Annotated in this window: 12 protein-coding genes and 1 pseudogene; 6 read left to right on the forward strand and 7 right to left on the reverse strand. The window is 71.7% G+C overall.

The window, feature by feature from the left end; all coding sequences use genetic code 11:
• Positions 1-21: 21 nt before the first annotated feature.
• From ADL29_RS16070 to ADL29_RS16080, 3 genes are all read right to left on the reverse strand, one after another.
• Positions 22-1,341, reverse strand: coding sequence for a glycosyltransferase (locus ADL29_RS16070; RefSeq protein ID WP_053924326.1), 1,320 nt, complete (start codon positions 1,339-1,341; stop codon positions 22-24).
• A gap of 134 nt (positions 1,342-1,475) precedes the next feature.
• Positions 1,476-2,258 (reverse strand): MerR family transcriptional regulator, encoded by a 783-nt coding sequence (locus tag ADL29_RS16075; RefSeq protein WP_053924327.1) that lies wholly within the window; start codon positions 2,256-2,258, stop codon positions 1,476-1,478.
• A gap of 211 nt (positions 2,259-2,469) precedes the next feature.
• Positions 2,470-3,024 (reverse strand): GNAT family N-acetyltransferase, encoded by a 555-nt coding sequence (locus tag ADL29_RS16080; protein WP_053924328.1) that lies wholly within the window; start codon positions 3,022-3,024, stop codon positions 2,470-2,472.
• A 67-nt stretch (positions 3,025-3,091) separates the two neighbouring features.
• Here ADL29_RS16080 and ADL29_RS16085 point away from each other — a divergent pair, with 67 nt between their 5' ends.
• Entirely contained in the window at positions 3,092-3,895 is an 804-nt protein-coding gene (locus ADL29_RS16085) for an exodeoxyribonuclease III (protein ID WP_053924329.1), read from the forward strand.
• Between the two features lie 54 nt (positions 3,896-3,949).
• Here the strand turns inward: ADL29_RS16085 and ADL29_RS16090 are convergent, their stop codons facing one another.
• Entirely contained in the window at positions 3,950-4,330 is a 381-nt protein-coding gene (locus ADL29_RS16090; RefSeq protein WP_157878502.1) for a hypothetical protein, read from the reverse strand.
• A gap of 146 nt (positions 4,331-4,476) precedes the next feature.
• On the opposite strand from ADL29_RS16090, the pseudogene ADL29_RS45265 reads away from it, so the two are divergent.
• Positions 4,477-4,639: pseudogene (locus tag ADL29_RS45265) on the forward strand (exodeoxyribonuclease III); the annotation flags it as partial.
• Positions 4,640-4,749: 110 nt separating this feature from the next.
• On the opposite strand, the gene ADL29_RS16095 reads toward ADL29_RS45265, so the two are convergent.
• Positions 4,750-5,490 carry a MerR family transcriptional regulator gene (locus tag ADL29_RS16095; RefSeq protein WP_053924390.1) on the reverse strand — a complete coding sequence of 247 codons (741 nt, stop codon included), beginning with the start codon at positions 5,488-5,490 and terminating at the stop codon, positions 4,750-4,752.
• 286 nt (positions 5,491-5,776) lie between these two features.
• Here ADL29_RS16095 and ADL29_RS16100 point away from each other — a divergent pair, with 286 nt between their 5' ends.
• The 3 genes from ADL29_RS16100 (at position 5,777) to ADL29_RS16110 (ending at position 9,351) form a co-directional block, all read left to right on the forward strand.
• A complete protein-coding gene (locus tag ADL29_RS16100) occupies positions 5,777-7,345 on the forward strand; it encodes a flavin-containing monooxygenase (protein ID WP_053924331.1) in 1,569 nt (522 codons plus the stop codon).
• A 150-nt stretch (positions 7,346-7,495) separates the two neighbouring features.
• Complete coding sequence (locus ADL29_RS16105; protein ID WP_053924332.1) at positions 7,496-8,479, forward strand: alpha/beta fold hydrolase; 984 nt, start codon at positions 7,496-7,498, stop codon at positions 8,477-8,479.
• Entirely contained in the window at positions 8,476-9,351 is an 876-nt protein-coding gene (locus tag ADL29_RS16110) for an SDR family oxidoreductase (protein WP_053924333.1), read from the forward strand. The genes ADL29_RS16105 and ADL29_RS16110 overlap by 4 nt, the downstream gene beginning before the upstream one ends.
• 81 nt (positions 9,352-9,432) lie before the next feature.
• On the opposite strand, the gene ADL29_RS43495 is transcribed toward ADL29_RS16110, so the two are convergent.
• A complete protein-coding gene (locus ADL29_RS43495) occupies positions 9,433-10,038 on the reverse strand; it encodes a L,D-transpeptidase (RefSeq protein WP_053924334.1) in 606 nt (201 codons plus the stop codon).
• Between the two features lie 261 nt (positions 10,039-10,299).
• Here ADL29_RS43495 and ADL29_RS16120 point away from each other — a divergent pair, with 261 nt between their 5' ends.
• Positions 10,300-11,277, forward strand: a complete 978-nt coding sequence (locus ADL29_RS16120) for a helix-turn-helix domain-containing protein (RefSeq protein ID WP_157878503.1) — start codon at positions 10,300-10,302, stop codon at positions 11,275-11,277.
• A gap of 31 nt (positions 11,278-11,308) precedes the next feature.
• On the opposite strand, the gene ADL29_RS16125 is transcribed toward ADL29_RS16120, so the two are convergent.
• Positions 11,309-14,578 (reverse strand): S41 family peptidase, encoded by a 3,270-nt coding sequence (locus tag ADL29_RS16125; RefSeq protein ID WP_053924391.1) that lies wholly within the window; start codon positions 14,576-14,578, stop codon positions 11,309-11,311.
• Positions 14,579-14,606 lie beyond the last annotated feature (28 nt).

Below are 14,606 nucleotides of genomic sequence, written 5' to 3' on the forward strand. Positions count from 1 at the left end.
GCGGTCCGTCGGGCGGCGCGCCTAGGCGGACAGGCGGTCGACGGTCCTGGCGACTGCGCCGGAACCGTCCTCGGAGGCGAGGCGGTGGGCGGCGTCGGCGGCGCGCCTTCGGAGGGCGGGCTCGATGGTGGCCCGGATGATGGCCTCGGCGAGGAGGGGCATGGCGTCTTCCGAGGCGAGGGCCTTGAAGGGGATCGGGGTGGTCGCGGCGCCCACGGAGGCGAGGCGGGCGGCCCAGAAGGGCTGGTCGGCGGTGACGGGGAGGGGCACGGTGGGGACTCCGGCGCGGAGGCCCGCGGCGGCGGTGCCCGCGCCGCAGTGGTGGACCACGGCGGACATGCGGGGGTAGAGGAGGGCGTGCGGGACCTCGCCGATGGTGAGGATGTCGGAGTCGTTGAAGGTGGGGGAGGTGGGGGAGTTGTAGGAGTCGTCGGGGCTGTCGGGGTTTTGGGTGTGGGGCTGGGTGGAGAGGTTTGCCCAGCCGGACTGGAGGATGCCGCGGACCTTGGCGCGGCGTAGGGCTCGTACGGCCAGGTCACTCAGGCGTTCGCCTTCGCCGGAAGCCATGCTGCCGAAGCCGATGAAGACCGGGGGTGGGCCGGCGGAGAGGAAGTCCTCTACCTGGGCCGGGAGTTGGGCGTCGGGGGCGTGCCACGGCCACCAGTTCCCGACGATGTCCAGGCCGGGGCGCCAGTCGGCGGGGCGGGGTACCAGGACCTCGCTGAAGCCGTGCAGGACCGGCCGGTCGGCCGCCTCGGCGCGGCGGCGGACCGTACGGGGTGAGGCGGGCGGCAGGCCGAGGCGGGCGCGGAGGTCGCGGGCCGCGCCGGCGTAGAGGCGGTCGACGACGCGGAGCGCGAGGCGGCCGGTGGTGCGGTTGCCCCAGCGGCCCAGGGAGCGGCCGCCGCTGGTGACGGGCGCGAAGTCGCGGGTGGGGGCGTTGGGGACGAGGGGCAGGTCCAGGCACGGGATGTCCATCGCCTCGGCGAGGTGCCGGCCGAGGGGGGCCGTGGTGGCGGACAGGAGGAGGAGCTCGGTGTCCTGGGGAGTGGCTTCGGCCAGGCCGCCGCCGAGCTGGTGGATGAAGGCGGCGGCCTGGCGCATCAGGGCCCGGTTGCCGCCGGGGGAGGGGGACTTCTCGGGGGCGCCGTCGGCCGGGCGGGCGGTGCGCGGGTCGGCCGGGAGGCGGCGGAACCCCAGGCCCGCGGCGCGGACGAGAGGAGCGTAGGTGTCATGGGTGGCGAGGACGACCTCGTGGCCGGCCTCCTGGAGGCGGGCGCCGACGCCGGTGTACGGGGCGACATCGCCGTAGGAACCCGCGGCGGTGATCAGGATCTTCATGGTGGGCGGTCCCCTGTGTGGTGGGTGAGGTGGTGGGGTGCGGGACTGCAGCCGCAGCCGCCGCCGCAGCCGCGGAAATGCCGCGAGGGGGCGGGCGGGCCGGCTTGTCGGCGCCGTGTACGGGGCGCTCGGGCCTACTGCGGGGTGTCCGACTGGCGTACGGCGTTGGCGTGGACGGCCGTGCGCAGGTACGAGGCCAGCCCGGGTCGCTGTTCCGTCGGGGGGACGAGCAGGGCGAAGGCGCGGGGGTCGGCGGCGAAATCGTCGGCGATCCGGCCGTGCATATCGGTGGGGCAGGGGGTGAACCAGCGGGAGATGTGCCGGCGGTGCTCCTCGGCAAGGTCCATGGCGCGCTCGCCGTCCGCCGGTTCCGAGGCGTCGAACGCGGCGGTGAGACGCTGCCGCCAGGCGCCGGCCTCGGCCATGATCTGCGCCCAGTCCTCCTTGGAGTGCGCGGCGGCCCGTGCCATGGAGCGCTGATGGCCCTCGCTGTGCTGCCATTTGAGGTTGGCCTCGGTCGCGTAGCTGAGATCGAAGGCGACCTCGCCGAAGACCTCGAACCGCTCCTCGGGCGTCAGCTGCACGCCCGTCTGCTGGACCTCCATGGCCTGCTCGGCGACCTCGACCAGCCGCCGCAGCTTGGTGATCTGCTCGTTGAGGAGGCGGTGCCGGGCGCGGAGCTGGTCCAGGGCGTTGGCCTGCGGGTCCTCCAGGATGGTGGCGATCTCGTCGAGCGGGAAGCCGAGCTCCCGGTAGAAGAGGATCTGCTGGAGCCGGGCGAGGTCGGCGTCGCTGTAGAGGCGGTAGCCGGCGGGGCTGCGGTCGCTGGGCGAGAGCAGGCCGGCCTTGTCGTAGTGGTGCAGGGTGCGCACCGTGACCCCTGCGAAGCCGGAGACCTGTCCGACGGAGTAGCTCATCGCAGCGCCTTTCGTCCCCTACGTCCCGGTGCTCACCGGTGGCCCGTGCTGCCGTCGATCAGGTTGCGGCCTGACGTTACGTGAGGGTCAAGCGGGGACGATCGGTAGCGGGTGCGGGTGCGGGTGCGGGTGCGGGTGCGGGTGCGGGTGCGGGTGCGGTGACGGGGATACGGCCATGGCTGTACGGCCCGCCACCGCCGCCTGGAACGGCTCAGCCACCCGTCCCGAGCGGCTCCGCGCCATCCGCCGTCCCCAACGGCTTCGCCATGCAGCGGCTGTCCTCATACGTCCGGTACAGCCCGAACTTCTTCACGTGCACATAGCCGCTGGACGCGTACAGCTCCAGCGCCTCGGGCTGCTTGATGCCGGTCTCCAGCACCATGCGGGAGCGCCCCGCGGCCCGTGCATCCGCTTCCAGCGCGGCGAGGATCCGCCGGGCCAGCCCCCGCCCGCGCGCCTCCGGGACCACGAACATCCGCTTGATCTCGGCGTCGCCGGTGGCGTACCCCTTGTCCGCGTCCTCCTGGACCCGCCACCCGCCGGTGGCCAGCGGAAGGGTGCCCTCGTAGGCGATCAGATACGCACCGTGCGGAGGGGTGAACATCGCGGGGTCGAGCGGCGTCATATCGCCGTCGCCGTAGCGCCGGGCGTACTCCTGCTGGACCAGCGCGTCGAGCCTGACCGCGTCCGGGTGGTCGTAGGGGACGGGGCGGATCTCGACGGGAGGCACCTCGGCGGGGCGGATCTCGGCGGGACGTATCTCCATTCCAGGAATCGTACGGGTGAGCGGACGCTCGGCGCGATGGCGTCCGGAGGATGGGTATCGTGCCCGGATGCTCACCGTGACGTCTGTGAATGTGAATGGTCTGCGGGCAGCGGCCAAGAAGGGCTTTGTCTCGTGGCTGGCGCAGACCGGGGCCGACGCGCTCTGCCTGCAGGAGGTACGCGCCGAGACCGGCCAGCTGCCCGACGAGGTACGTGACCCCGACGGCTGGTACGTCGTGCACGCCCCGGCCGCCGCCAAGGGCCGCGCCGGCGTCTCCCTCTACACCCGCCGGGAGCCGGACCGAGTCCGGGTGGGCTTCGGCTCGGCGGAATTCGACGACAGCGGGCGGTACGTCGAGGCCGATCTGCCCGGCGTGACCGTCGCCAGCCTCTATCTGCCCTCCGGCGAGGTCGGCACCGAGCGCCAGGAAGAGAAGGAACGCTTTCTGGCGGAATTCCTTCCCTACCTCATCGACCTGCGGAAACGTGCCGCGGCGGACGGCCGTGAGGTCGTGGTCTGCGGCGACTGGAACATCGCCCACCAGGAGGCCGACCTCAAGAACTGGAAGGCCAACCAGAAGAAGTCCGGCTTCCTCCCGGAGGAGCGCGCCTGGCTGACCGACGTCCTGGACGAGAACCGCGGCGGCTACGTGGACGTCGTCCGCGCACTGCACCCGGACACCGAGGGCCCGTACTCCTGGTGGTCGTACCGGGGCCGCGCCTTCGACAACGACGCCGGCTGGCGGATTGACCTTATCGTCAGTTCGCCTGGCCTGGCGGAAAAAGCTGTGAAGGCTTACGTGGAGCGGCCTGCGAGCTATGACCAGAGGTGGAGTGATCACGCGCCGGTGACGGCCGTCTTCGACGTCTGAGGCGGCGGGGGCCAGTGGTGATCCTTCCGCCGCCATGCCTGGTCGCTGAGGTGTTTAGCCCTGTCCGTCTCTCAACATCGCCCGGATGATCACGCCTAGAGCATCCGCTTGCTCGTCTTCGAGCTTGTCCAGCAAGGGGGCCATGTTCATCACCCGAGGAGAAAGGCCCCCGCTGGGTTCGATCCCGTACCAGTCGGCGGCGATCATTGCCTGGACCTGCGCCTCGGAGGTTCCAAAGAGCTTGGCGATCCCAGGCAGTTCGTCGGGGGTCGGGGGGCCGACGCGGATCGTCCCGGGACCTTTCCAGGCGCCGTGTTCCACGACATTTCTCCACCAAGAGTGGGAGCGGGCTTTGTCGCACTCCACCTGCATCAGGATGTAGTCCTTGGTGCGAGCTAAGTTTCTGACCGTGTCTCTGAACGGTGTACTCGTCATAGTTAAATCTTTGCCGATGTTCCCCGCCTGAACAACGCTTTGAAAGCAAATCGTCGATATGGATGGGGAGTTGGCGGATGTGAGCCGTGGCAGGCGGTGGAGCGATCATGCGCCCGGCGTGACGGGGACTCTCGGTTGCCGGGCGGAGGGGCGGCGCCTTCGACAAGATCAACCGGCTGGCGCATCGACTACCAGATGGCCACGCCCGGCCTGGCGGAAAAGGCCGTGAAGGCTTACGTGGAGCGGCCTGCGAGCTATGACCAACGGTGGAGCGATCACGCACCGGTGACGGCCGTCTTCGCTCTCTGAGGTCGTCGCGCGGACCGGCCGACCCCCGTCGTGTGCATCGTCTCGGCCGATGACACAGGCGCGGCTTTCCGGTGCCACCGGCCTCGTGCCGGGGAGCCGTGGGGTCGCCCCTACTCCCCGTCGGCCCCCCGCTCCGCCGCGCCGTCCTCGCAGGCCCCTAGCCACTCCTCGATTTCCCTGCGGACGCGGCGGTCCATGGCCATGGAGAGTTCGGCTTCGACGACGCCCTTGGAGAGGGGGCGGAGTTTGTCGACGGTTTCGGCTATGCGGTCGGCCTCCTGGGGCGTGGGGGTGTGCCGGCGGACGTCGGCCAGGAGGTGGGTCAGGAGCAGGTTGGTGAAGAGGTCGGCGAGGGCGTCGGCGTGGGCGCGGACCCGGCGGGCGGCTTCGAGGACGGCGGCCAGCGGGACGCCCTTGTTGACGAGTTCGGTGGAGGCGTCCAGGAGGCGGCGGCTGATGTGGACGAATTCGTCGCCGTCCACGACGAGATAGCCGAGGTCGAGGGAAGCGGTGAGGTTCTCGGGGGTGACGTCGTCGCGGAAGTGGTCGGCCAGCTCCTCGGGGGTCAGGCGGACCGGGGTCTCCTCGGACCACGGGGTGACGAGGGTGGTGTCCAGGCCGAGGAGTTCGCCGACGTCGCGGCCGCTTTCGAAGGCGGTGAGGAGTTCGCCGATGCCGCCGAGGGTGTGGCCGCGCTCCAGGAGGGCGCCGATGGTGCGCAGGCGGGCGAGATGGTGCTCGTTGTACCAGGCGATCCGGCCCTCGCGGCGCGGCGCGGGGATCAGCTTGCGCTCGCGGTAGAAGCGCAGCGTACGGACCGTGATGCCGGCCTCCCTGGCCAGCTCGGCCATGCGGAATTCGCGGGCGGGGCGCGGCTTTTCGGCCCCGTCCCCGCTCCCGTCTGCGTGCCCGTACGCCGTCTCGTGCTCGTTGGCTGCCACGGATCCAGCCTATGCCGGGGGTACGACACCGGACCGGCGTGCGACCGCCGGTAACTTCCTGGCGCCCGACCCCTACCGCTCGGTACGGAGCTGCCCTACTCTCCAATCAGCCAATCGTGCCAGTGATTGCTGGCACAGTTGGTGCGGCCGGATGGGCGGCCGGTGAGGGGCGACGTCGAACTCGGGAGGCGACGGGATGGCCGAGCACGGGCGCGAACGGGCGCGGGAGCGGGACCACGTGCGGGTGGCGGTGATCGGATCGGGATTCGGTGGCCTGGGAGCGGCCGTCCGGCTGCGCCGGCAGGGGATCACCGACTTCGTGGTACTGGAGCGGGCCGATGCGGTGGGCGGGACCTGGCGGGACAACAGCTATCCGGGATGTGCGTGTGATGTGCCGTCCCATCTGTACTCGTTCTCCTTCGCGCCGAATCCGGAGTGGCCGCGGAACTTCTCCGGGCAGGCGCATATCCGGGCGTATCTGGAGCGGGTGACGGACACCTTCGGGCTGCGGCCGCACCTCCGCTTCAACGCCGAGGTGCGCAGCCTGCGGTGGGACGGCGAGGCGCTGCGGTGGGAGATCGAGACGGCGGACGGCGCGCTGACGGCCGATGTGGTCGTTTCGGCCACCGGGCCGCTGTCCGACCCCAAGCTGCCCGACGTGCCGGGGCTGGACACCTTCCCCGGCAAGGTCTTTCACTCCGCGCGCTGGGACCACGACTACGACCTGCGGGGCAAGCGGGTCGCGATGATCGGCACCGGGGCGTCGGCGATCCAGATCGTGCCGGCCATCCAGCCCGAGGTCGGCCGGCTCACCGTTTTCCAGCGCACACCCCCCTGGGTCATGCCGCGCGCCGACCGCAGGATCACCCGCGCCGAGCACTGGCTGCACACCAGGCTCCCCGCGACCCGGGCGCTGCGCCGCCAGCTCCTGTGGGGCATCCGTGAGCTGCAGGTCAGCGCGTTCACCAAGCGGCCGAACGAGCTGGGGCTGATCGAGGGCATCGCCCGGGGCCATATGCGCAGGGTGATCAAGGATCCGGCGATGCGGGCGCGGCTGACCCCCGACTACCGCATCGGCTGCAAACGCATCCTGCTGTCCAACAGCTGGTACCCGGCGCTCACCCGGCCCAACGTGGATCTGGTGTCGTCCGGGCTGCGGGAGATCCGCGGCAGCACGCTGGTGGCGTCGGACGGTACGGAGACCGAGGCCGACGCGATCATCTTCGGTACCGGATTCCATGTCACCGACATGCCCATCGCCCAGCGGGTGACCGGCGCCTACGGCACGACCCTCGCCGAGGAGTGGAAGGACGGCATGGAGTCGCTGCGCGGTACCTGCGCCGCCGGTTTCCCCAATTTCCTCACGATCATCGGGCCCAACACCGGCCTCGGGAACAGCTCGATGATTCTGATGATCGAGGCCCAGCTGACCTACATGGCGGATTTCCTGCGCCAGCTCGACACGCTGGGCGGGCGGATCGCGCTCAGCGCCCGGCCGTCCGCGGTGCAGGAGTGGACCCGCACGATCCAGCGGCGGATGGAGCGCACGGTGTGGAACACCGGCGGCTGCGACAGCTGGTACCTGGATGCGAACGGGCGCAATACGACGGCATGGCCGGGCACGACCTCGGAGTTCCGGCGGGTGACCCGGCAGGTGGATCTGGCGGAGTACGAGGTGGTGCGGCCGCCGGGGACGGCGTCAGGGACGGCGCCGGAGACGGCACCCGGGAAGACCGTCGGCGCGCCCGCGGAGGTGACCGCATGAGTGAGCGTAGCGAGCTCATCATCGAAAGGTGCGCGCTGAGCGAATGCGAAGCCGAGCGAAGCGAGGTTTCGGCATGAGTGAGCGTAGCGAGCTCATCATCGAAAGGTGCGCGCTGAGCGAATGCGAAGCCGAGCGAAGCGAGGTTTCGGCATGAGCCGCCGCCCCGGGCATGTGACGAGCGGCCGGTACGCGCCGCCCGTGCCGCGTACGACCACGGCCGTCACCTCCGCCGACGGAACCCGTCTGTACGCCGAGACCCATGGTCCCGACGGCGCCCCCGCCGTCGTCCTCGCCCACGGCTGGACCTGCTCGACCGCCTTCTGGGCCCCCGTCGTCCGCGATCTCGCCGCCGATCACAAGGTGGTCCTCTACGACCAGCGCGGACACGGCCGCAGCCCCGCCGTCCGGGCGGCGGCGCACAGCACCCGCGCCCTCGCCGACGACCTCGTCGCCGTACTGGAGGCGACGCTGGAGGCGGGCGAGCGCGCCGTGGTCGGCGGGCACTCCATGGGCGGAATGACGATCATGGCCGCCGGGGGCCGCCCGGAGCTGCGCAGCCGGGCCGCCGCGGCACTCCTGTGCAGCACCGGAAGCTCCGAACTGGCCGCGGAATCGCGGGTGTTCCCGCTCCGCAGCCCGCAGGGCAGGCGCCGCGCACACCGGCTGCTGCTGCACTCGCGCGCGCCGCTCGGGCCCGTGTCGCCGGTCACCAAATGGGCCCTGCGCTACGCCACCATGGGTGCCGGCGCCACCCCCGAGCAGATCGAGGCCTGTGCGCGGATCGTGCACGCCTGCCCGACCGGCGTACGGGCCCACTGGGGCAGGGTGCTGGCCGGACTCGAGCTGACCGGTGAGGTGGCCCGGCTGGAGCTGCCCACCGCCGTCCTCTCGGGCACCGCCGACCGCCTCACGCCCGTCGCGCACGCCCGGCGGCTGGCCTCCGTACTCCCCGACTGCCGTGGGGTGACCGAGCTGCCCGGTCTGGGACATATGACGCCCATCGAGGACCCGGACGCGGTCGGCGGCCGTCTGCGGGAGCTCGTACGGGATCACCTGACCACCCGCGGAACGGCCCCGCGCGGCAGCCGGCCGGAGAAGAACCGGCGGCCGGAGAAGAAGGAGAAGACGGCGTGAGCAGGAATCTTGACGGACAGGTCGTCGTGGTCACCGGTGCGGCGCGCGGGGTCGGTGCGCTGCTGGCGCGCAAGCTGTCGGCGCGCGGTGCCACCCTGGCGCTGGTCGGCCTGGAGCCGGACGAGCTGGCGAAGGTGGCCGCATCGCTGCACGGCCCGGCCCATCACTGGTATGCCGATGTCACCGACCACGAGGCGATGGCCCGGGTCGCGGACGAGGTCAAGGACCGCTTCGGCAAGGTCGATGCGGTCGTCGCCAACGCCGGGGTGGCCACCGGCGGCCCGTTCGCCGACTCCGACCCGGTGGCGTGGAAGCGGGTCATCGAGGTCAACCTGATAGGCGGCGCGGTCACCGGCCGCGCCTTCCTGCCCGTCCTGACGGAATCCCGCGGCTACTTCCTGCAGATCGCCTCGCTCGCCGCCATCACCCCGGCACCGATGATGACCGCGTACTGCGCCTCCAAATCGGGCGTCGAGGCCTTTGCGCACAGCCTGCGCGCCGAGGTCGGCCACAAGGGCGTACGGGTCGGCGTCGGCTATCTGAGCTGGACCGATACGGACATGGTGCGCGGCGCCGACCAGGACGACATCATGCGCGAGCTGCGCTCCCGGCTGCCCTGGCCGTCGAACAAGACCTATCCGCTCGGCCCCGCCGTCGACCGGATCGTGGCGGGCATCGAGCGCCGCTCCGCGCATGTCTACGGACAGTGGTGGCTGCGCGGGATGCAGGCGGTCCGCGGATATCTGCCCTCGGTCATCGGGACGGTGGGACAGCGCGAGATGCGGCGCTTCGGGGACCGGCTGGACGGGATGCGGATCGGGCTGGTCGGCGCGGGCGGGGAGGCGGACGAGAAGGCGCGGACGGACCGGTAGGGCCTGCGCACGGGTGCGGGGCGCACCCGGGAACCCTGGATGCGCCCCAACTCGCCCTTTCCCAGAACTACTTGACGACTGTCACTTGACGACCTTGAGGCGCTTCGGCCAGCCGTAGTGCGCGGCCTTGGCGAAGAGGTCCTTGATGTGCGCCGGGGTCAGCTTGATGCAGCCCAGCGAGTAGTAGTCGTTGGTGCCGTCCCAGCGGTAGGGGTTGTCGTGGCCGGGCTTCCGCTTGCCCTGTGTGCCGTCGGGGTTCATCTCGCTGTGCACGAACAGGGCGGTGCGCTTGGTGTGGTGGTTCTTGCACAGCATGTCCTGGACCTGGATGGCGTAGCCGTTGATCCCCTTGGGCCCGCCGGCCTTGTGGGTGGTGTGGCCCAGCACGCGGTAGGTGCCGTCGGGCAGCCACCCCTGCATGCTGGCACACTCGTTCGTCCCGTTGCGGCCGCCGTTGCCGGAGCCCGCGCGGTACTTGGCGAGCACCTTGTCCTTGGCGTTCGGGATGCTCTTGACCAGGTAGAGCCGCGAGTTGCTGGGGTTCTTCCAGTTCTTGTCGAAGTAGAGGTAGGTGCCGCCGGAGGCCGCGGGACGGGCGGCCTCGGCGGGTGCCGCGGCGGTGAGGGCGAGGCCGCCGGTGAGGGCGACCGCGGTGGCGAGCGGAACGAACCGCTGACGGATTCCCATCGGAATATCTCCCGTTGTGTGGTGATCGTGGTGTGGTGATGCGTCGGGTGGTGCCCGCTTGTCTGGTGATGAGCGGGGCGGTGCCCGCTTGTGGGGCGATGCCGGCCGGCACGGCATGACTCTGCTGAGGGCCGCCCCTGTCCGGCAAGGGAAACCGGTGTCCCGGACAGGCCGCGGCTGTCCGGGCTGGTCGCGGAGGCTCAACTGCGGTGCTCCGGACACCCGTTGTGGCTTTCGCCGGGGGACGGTTCAATAACGCCCATGGGGAATCTGGGGGGTACGGGAGAATTACGCCCGGCTGCCGCCGGTGATGCGGTGGCATTCGTCGGGATGATGCAACAGCTCAAGGAACGCAGCGGTCTGACCTACCGCCAGCTTGAGCAGCGGGCGGCGGAGCGGGGTGCCGTCCTGGCCCGCAGCACGCTCGCCGACGCCCTGCGCCGACGGGCGCTGCCGCGGGCCGAGGTGGTCGAGGCGTTCATACGGGCCTGCGGAGGCAATGAGCCCGAGGTCCACGCCTGGCTGCTGGCGCGGCAGCGCATCGAGGACGGACCGCCGATGGTCCAAAACCTGCCGCGTGCTCAGCCCGGCTACCGGCCGCAGGCTCAGCACGGTGACCGGCCCCCGGGCCAGCCCCGCCACGGGGCCCGGAAGCCGCACGGCAAGAGACGCAAGCCGCTCCTGCTGACCGGCGCCGCCGCCCTCGCCGCGCTGCTGGTCATCGTCGGCGTACGGCTGCTGATCGGCGACGGCGCGGAGCCGCAGTCGACGGCCGCCGCGCCGCTGCCGACCGGCGAGGTCTCGATCCGCCCGGCGAGCGCGCCCGGCCTGTGCGTGACGGACGGGCGGGTGCTCCGCGCGCACCGGTACCGCACAGTTGCCGTACAGCGGCCCTGTAAAGAAGCGGTGCCGCCGCGTACGTACCTCAAGGTGGCCGGGGCGGACCGCTACCGCATCCAGTGGGACCACCCCGACGAGGGCACGGGCTGTCTGGTCCTGCTGCGCGACCCCGCGCTCGACGGGCTGCTGGAGCCGCACGACGACTGCACGCCGACCGGGCCCGCGGAGCGTTTCCGCGTCGAATCGGCCGGGAAGTCGGTGTACCGGATCCGGCCGGGCGACGGCGACGACCGCTGCCTCGCCGTCCAGGGCGGGGGCGGGGCCCGCGGGACCGTCGTCCGCGCGGAGCGCTGCACGGAGGCGGACAGCCAGAAATTCCTGATCGGCCCCGAGGAGTAGCCGCGTACGGCGGCTCGCGGCAGGCGGCTGCTCAGCCGTCCCGCGGCGGCAGCTCCGGCCGCGCCCGGTCCGGTACCTCCGACAGGTCCGGCGGGGTCGAGGCCGGATGCCGCTCCAGCAGCTCCAGCGCCGTCCGCACCGCCACGCCCAGTGTCGGATGCTTGCCCTCGGCCCAGTGCAGCGGGGACCGCAGCGCCTCGATGTCGACCTCGACGCCGTGGTTCTCCACGCTCCACCCGTACTGGTGGAACCACGCGGCGTTCATCGGCACGGTGATCTGGGTGCCGTCGGCGAGCCGGTGGCGCCCGGTCATCCCGACCACCCCGCCCCAGGTGCGCATGCCGACCACCGGGCCGATGCCCTGGAGCTTGAAGGCCGCGGTGATCATGTCGCCGTCGGAGGACGTCATCTCGTCGGCGACCGCCACCACCGGCCCGCGCGGCGCATTGCTGGTGTACGAGACCGGCTGGGCGCCGCGCGTCAGGTCCCAGCCCATGATGGTGCGGGTCAGTTTCTCGATCACCAGCTCGGAGATATTGCCGCCGGCGTTGCCCCGTACGTCCACGATCAGCGCGGGCATCGACATCTCCCGCCGCAGATCGCGGTTGAACTGCGCCCATCCGGAGCCGCCCATGTCCGGGATGTGCAGATAGCCGCATCTGCCGTCGCTCAGCTCCCGTACGACGGCGCGGCGTTTGGCGACCCAGTCCTGGTAGCGCAGCGGCCGCTCGTCGATCAGCGGGACGATCGCGACCCGGCGGGGGTGGCCGTCATCCTCGGGCGGCGCGAAGGTCAGCTCGACGGTCGTTCCGCCCGCCGCGGCCAGCAGCGGATTCGGGCCCGCCACCGGGTCGACCGGCCGGCCGTCCACATGGGTGAGCGCGGCGCCCTCACGGATGCCCGTACCGGCCAGCGGCGAACGCGCCTTGGGGTCCGAGGACTCGCCCGGCAGGATCCGCTGGACCACCCAATGTCCGTCCCGCGGATAGAAGTTGGCGCCGAGCAGCCCGATGGGCCGCTGGTAGTGCGGCGGGCCCTCGTTTCTGCGCGCGGGCGCCACATAGGCGTGCGAGGTGCCCAGCTCCCCCAGCACCTCCCGCAGCAGATCCGCGAACTCGTCCGGCGAGGCGACCCGTTCGACCAGCGGCCGGTACTGCGCCAGCACCCCGTCCCAGTCGATACCGCACATCCCCGGCTCCCAGAAGTACGCCCGGATCAGCCGGCCCGCCTCGTCGAACGCCTGGCGCCACTCCGCCGGCGGTTCGACGTCGTGCAGGATGCGCCGCAGGTCCAGGAGGACCGTCGAGTCGAGGTCGGGCGGCTCGGTCGCCGGTACGGCGCGCAGATCGCCCTCGTCGTTGACGACCAGCCGGGTGCCGTCACCGCTGAGCGCGAACGAGTCCAGGGAACTGGTGAGTTCGCTGCGCCGGGCCTTGACCAGGTCGAAGTGTTCCAGGGTGGGCCGCCCCGACGTCTCGGCGGGATTGGCGAAGGTCTCGCCCAGCGCCCCGGAGATCGGCCAGCGCAGCCAGACCAGCCCGCCCCCGGCGACCGGCTCCAGCGACGAGTACTTGGACGCGGTGACGGGGAACGGCGTGACCCGGTTCTCCAGCCCCTCCACCTCCACGATCACCGGACCTTCCCCCAGCGGCGGATTCTCCGCCGGGTCCAGCCCGCCCGCCGCCGGCCGCCCCTCCGGGGACAGCGCGAAGGGCGAGGGGGTGGCGGAGGACAGCGGTACGAGGTGTGGGCGGCAGCCCAGCGGGAACGACAGATCCCCGGTGTGCACGTCGTACACCGGGTCGAAGCCGCGCCACGACAGGAACGCCAGATAGCGCCCGTCCCGCGTGAACACCGGCTGCTCGTCCTCGAACCGGCCGTTGGTGACGTCCACGACGCTGCGGTCGGCCAGCCGGGCCATCTTGATCTGCCGCAGCGAACGGCCGATACCGGGGTGCGACCAGGTCAGCCAGCGGGAGTCGGGGGAGAAGGCGAGGTCGCGGACCGGCCCGTTGCGGGAGACGATCAGCTCGGTGACCTCGCCGGGCGGCCCGGTCTTCTCGGCGTCCTCCGGCGGATGCACATCCACCAGCAGCAGCCGCCCGTCGTGCGCGGCCACCGCCACCTGCTCCCCGTCCGGCGACGGCACCATCTCGTGGACCCGCCCGAGCTTCCCCGCCGCCAGCCGCACCGGGGCGTGCACCGCACCGGCCCGCGGCAGATCGACGATCTCGATCGCGTCCTCACCCTCGGCATCCGTGACGTAGGCGATCCGCCCGGTGGAGCCCAGCATCTCGGGCAGCCGGACCCGTACCCCCGGGACGTCGTGAATCGTCCGGGCCGGCCCGTCGCGGTGCGTGAGCCAGTACAGACTGCCCCGCACCCCCACCGCGCTGGCCCGGCCGGTGGCATCCACCGCGAGCGAGGTGACATGGGCGGCGGCCGGGACCTGGTACGTCCGGCGTCCGGCCCGTGGCCCGCCCAGCCGGACCGCCAGCTTGCGCGGCCGGGCGCCCGGGCTCAGGCCGTCGATCAGCCAGATGTCGCCCGCGCACTGGTAGACGATGCGCGAGCCGTCGGTCGAGGCGTGCCGCGCATAGAAATCCGCATGATCCGTATGCCGCCGCAGGTCCGTACTGTCCGGCAGACACGAATACACATTGGCGGTGCCCTCGTGGTCCGACAGGAACGCGATCCGGCCGTCCACGAACATCACCGAGTCCAGGTGCCCGTCCAGATCCGGCACCATCCGCGCCCCCTGCAGCCACATCCGGCCCATCGCGCCGCCCCGGTAGCGCTTCCAGGAGGCGGGCTCATGCGGCGGCTTCCCGCTCAGCAGCAGCGTGCAGTGCTCCCCGTCGACATCGGCGACCGCGATATCGGAGACCGGCCCCCACGGCAGCCGGCCTCCCGGGCTGCCGTCCGTCGGCAGGCTGTACGCCCACGAGTAGTACGAGAACGGCTGCCCGTGCGAGGAGACGGCGAGAATGTGCGGTTTGCCGTCCTGGTAGGGCGGCGTCCAGCCGCAGACCCGGGCATCCGTACTTCCCCAGTAGGTCAGCCGCCGGGCCGGGCCGCCCTCGACCGGCGCCAGATGGATCTCCGGGTCGAGGCTGCGCCAGGTGGTGAACGCGATCTGGCGCCCGTCCGGCGAGAAGCGGGGATGGCCCACCCGGGTGCGGTCGACGGTCAGCCGCCAGGCGCGGCCCGGCTCCTCGCCCGGGGGTGCGAGCGGCGCCACCCACAGATCGTCCTCCGCGGCGAAACAGATCAGATCCCCGTGCAGATGCGGATACCGCAGGTAGGAGCCGGGGGAGCCGGGCGGCGGG

The organism is Streptomyces chattanoogensis (assembly GCF_001294335.1).
Taxonomy (GTDB): domain Bacteria; phylum Actinomycetota; class Actinomycetes; order Streptomycetales; family Streptomycetaceae; genus Streptomyces; species Streptomyces chattanoogensis.

Bases quoted from the DNA above. Each gene is read 5' to 3' on its own strand.
- ADL29_RS43495 (WP_053924334.1), bottom strand. From the start codon at position 10,038: ATGGGAATCCGTCAGCGGTTCGTTCCGCTCGCCACCGCGGTCGCCCTC.
- ADL29_RS16095 (WP_053924390.1), bottom strand. From the start codon at position 5,490: ATGGCCGAGCTGGCCAGGGAGGCCGGCATCACGGTCCGTACGCTGCGC.
- ADL29_RS16100 (WP_053924331.1), top strand. From the start codon at position 5,777: ATGGCCGAGCACGGGCGCGAACGGGCGCGGGAGCGGGACCACGTGCGG.
- ADL29_RS16070 (WP_053924326.1), bottom strand. From the start codon at position 1,341: ATGAAGATCCTGATCACCGCCGCGGGTTCCTACGGCGATGTCGCCCCG.
- ADL29_RS16120 (WP_157878503.1), top strand. From the start codon at position 10,300: ATGGGGAATCTGGGGGGTACGGGAGAATTACGCCCGGCTGCCGCCGGT.
- ADL29_RS16080 (WP_053924328.1), bottom strand. From the start codon at position 3,024: ATGGAGATACGTCCCGCCGAGATCCGCCCCGCCGAGGTGCCTCCCGTC.
- ADL29_RS16090 (WP_157878502.1), bottom strand. From the start codon at position 4,330: ATGACGAGTACACCGTTCAGAGACACGGTCAGAAACTTAGCTCGCACC.
- ADL29_RS16085 (WP_053924329.1), top strand. From the start codon at position 3,092: ATGCTCACCGTGACGTCTGTGAATGTGAATGGTCTGCGGGCAGCGGCC.
- ADL29_RS16075 (WP_053924327.1), bottom strand. From the start codon at position 2,258: ATGAGCTACTCCGTCGGACAGGTCTCCGGCTTCGCAGGGGTCACGGTG.
- ADL29_RS16105 (WP_053924332.1), top strand. From the start codon at position 7,496: ATGAGCCGCCGCCCCGGGCATGTGACGAGCGGCCGGTACGCGCCGCCC.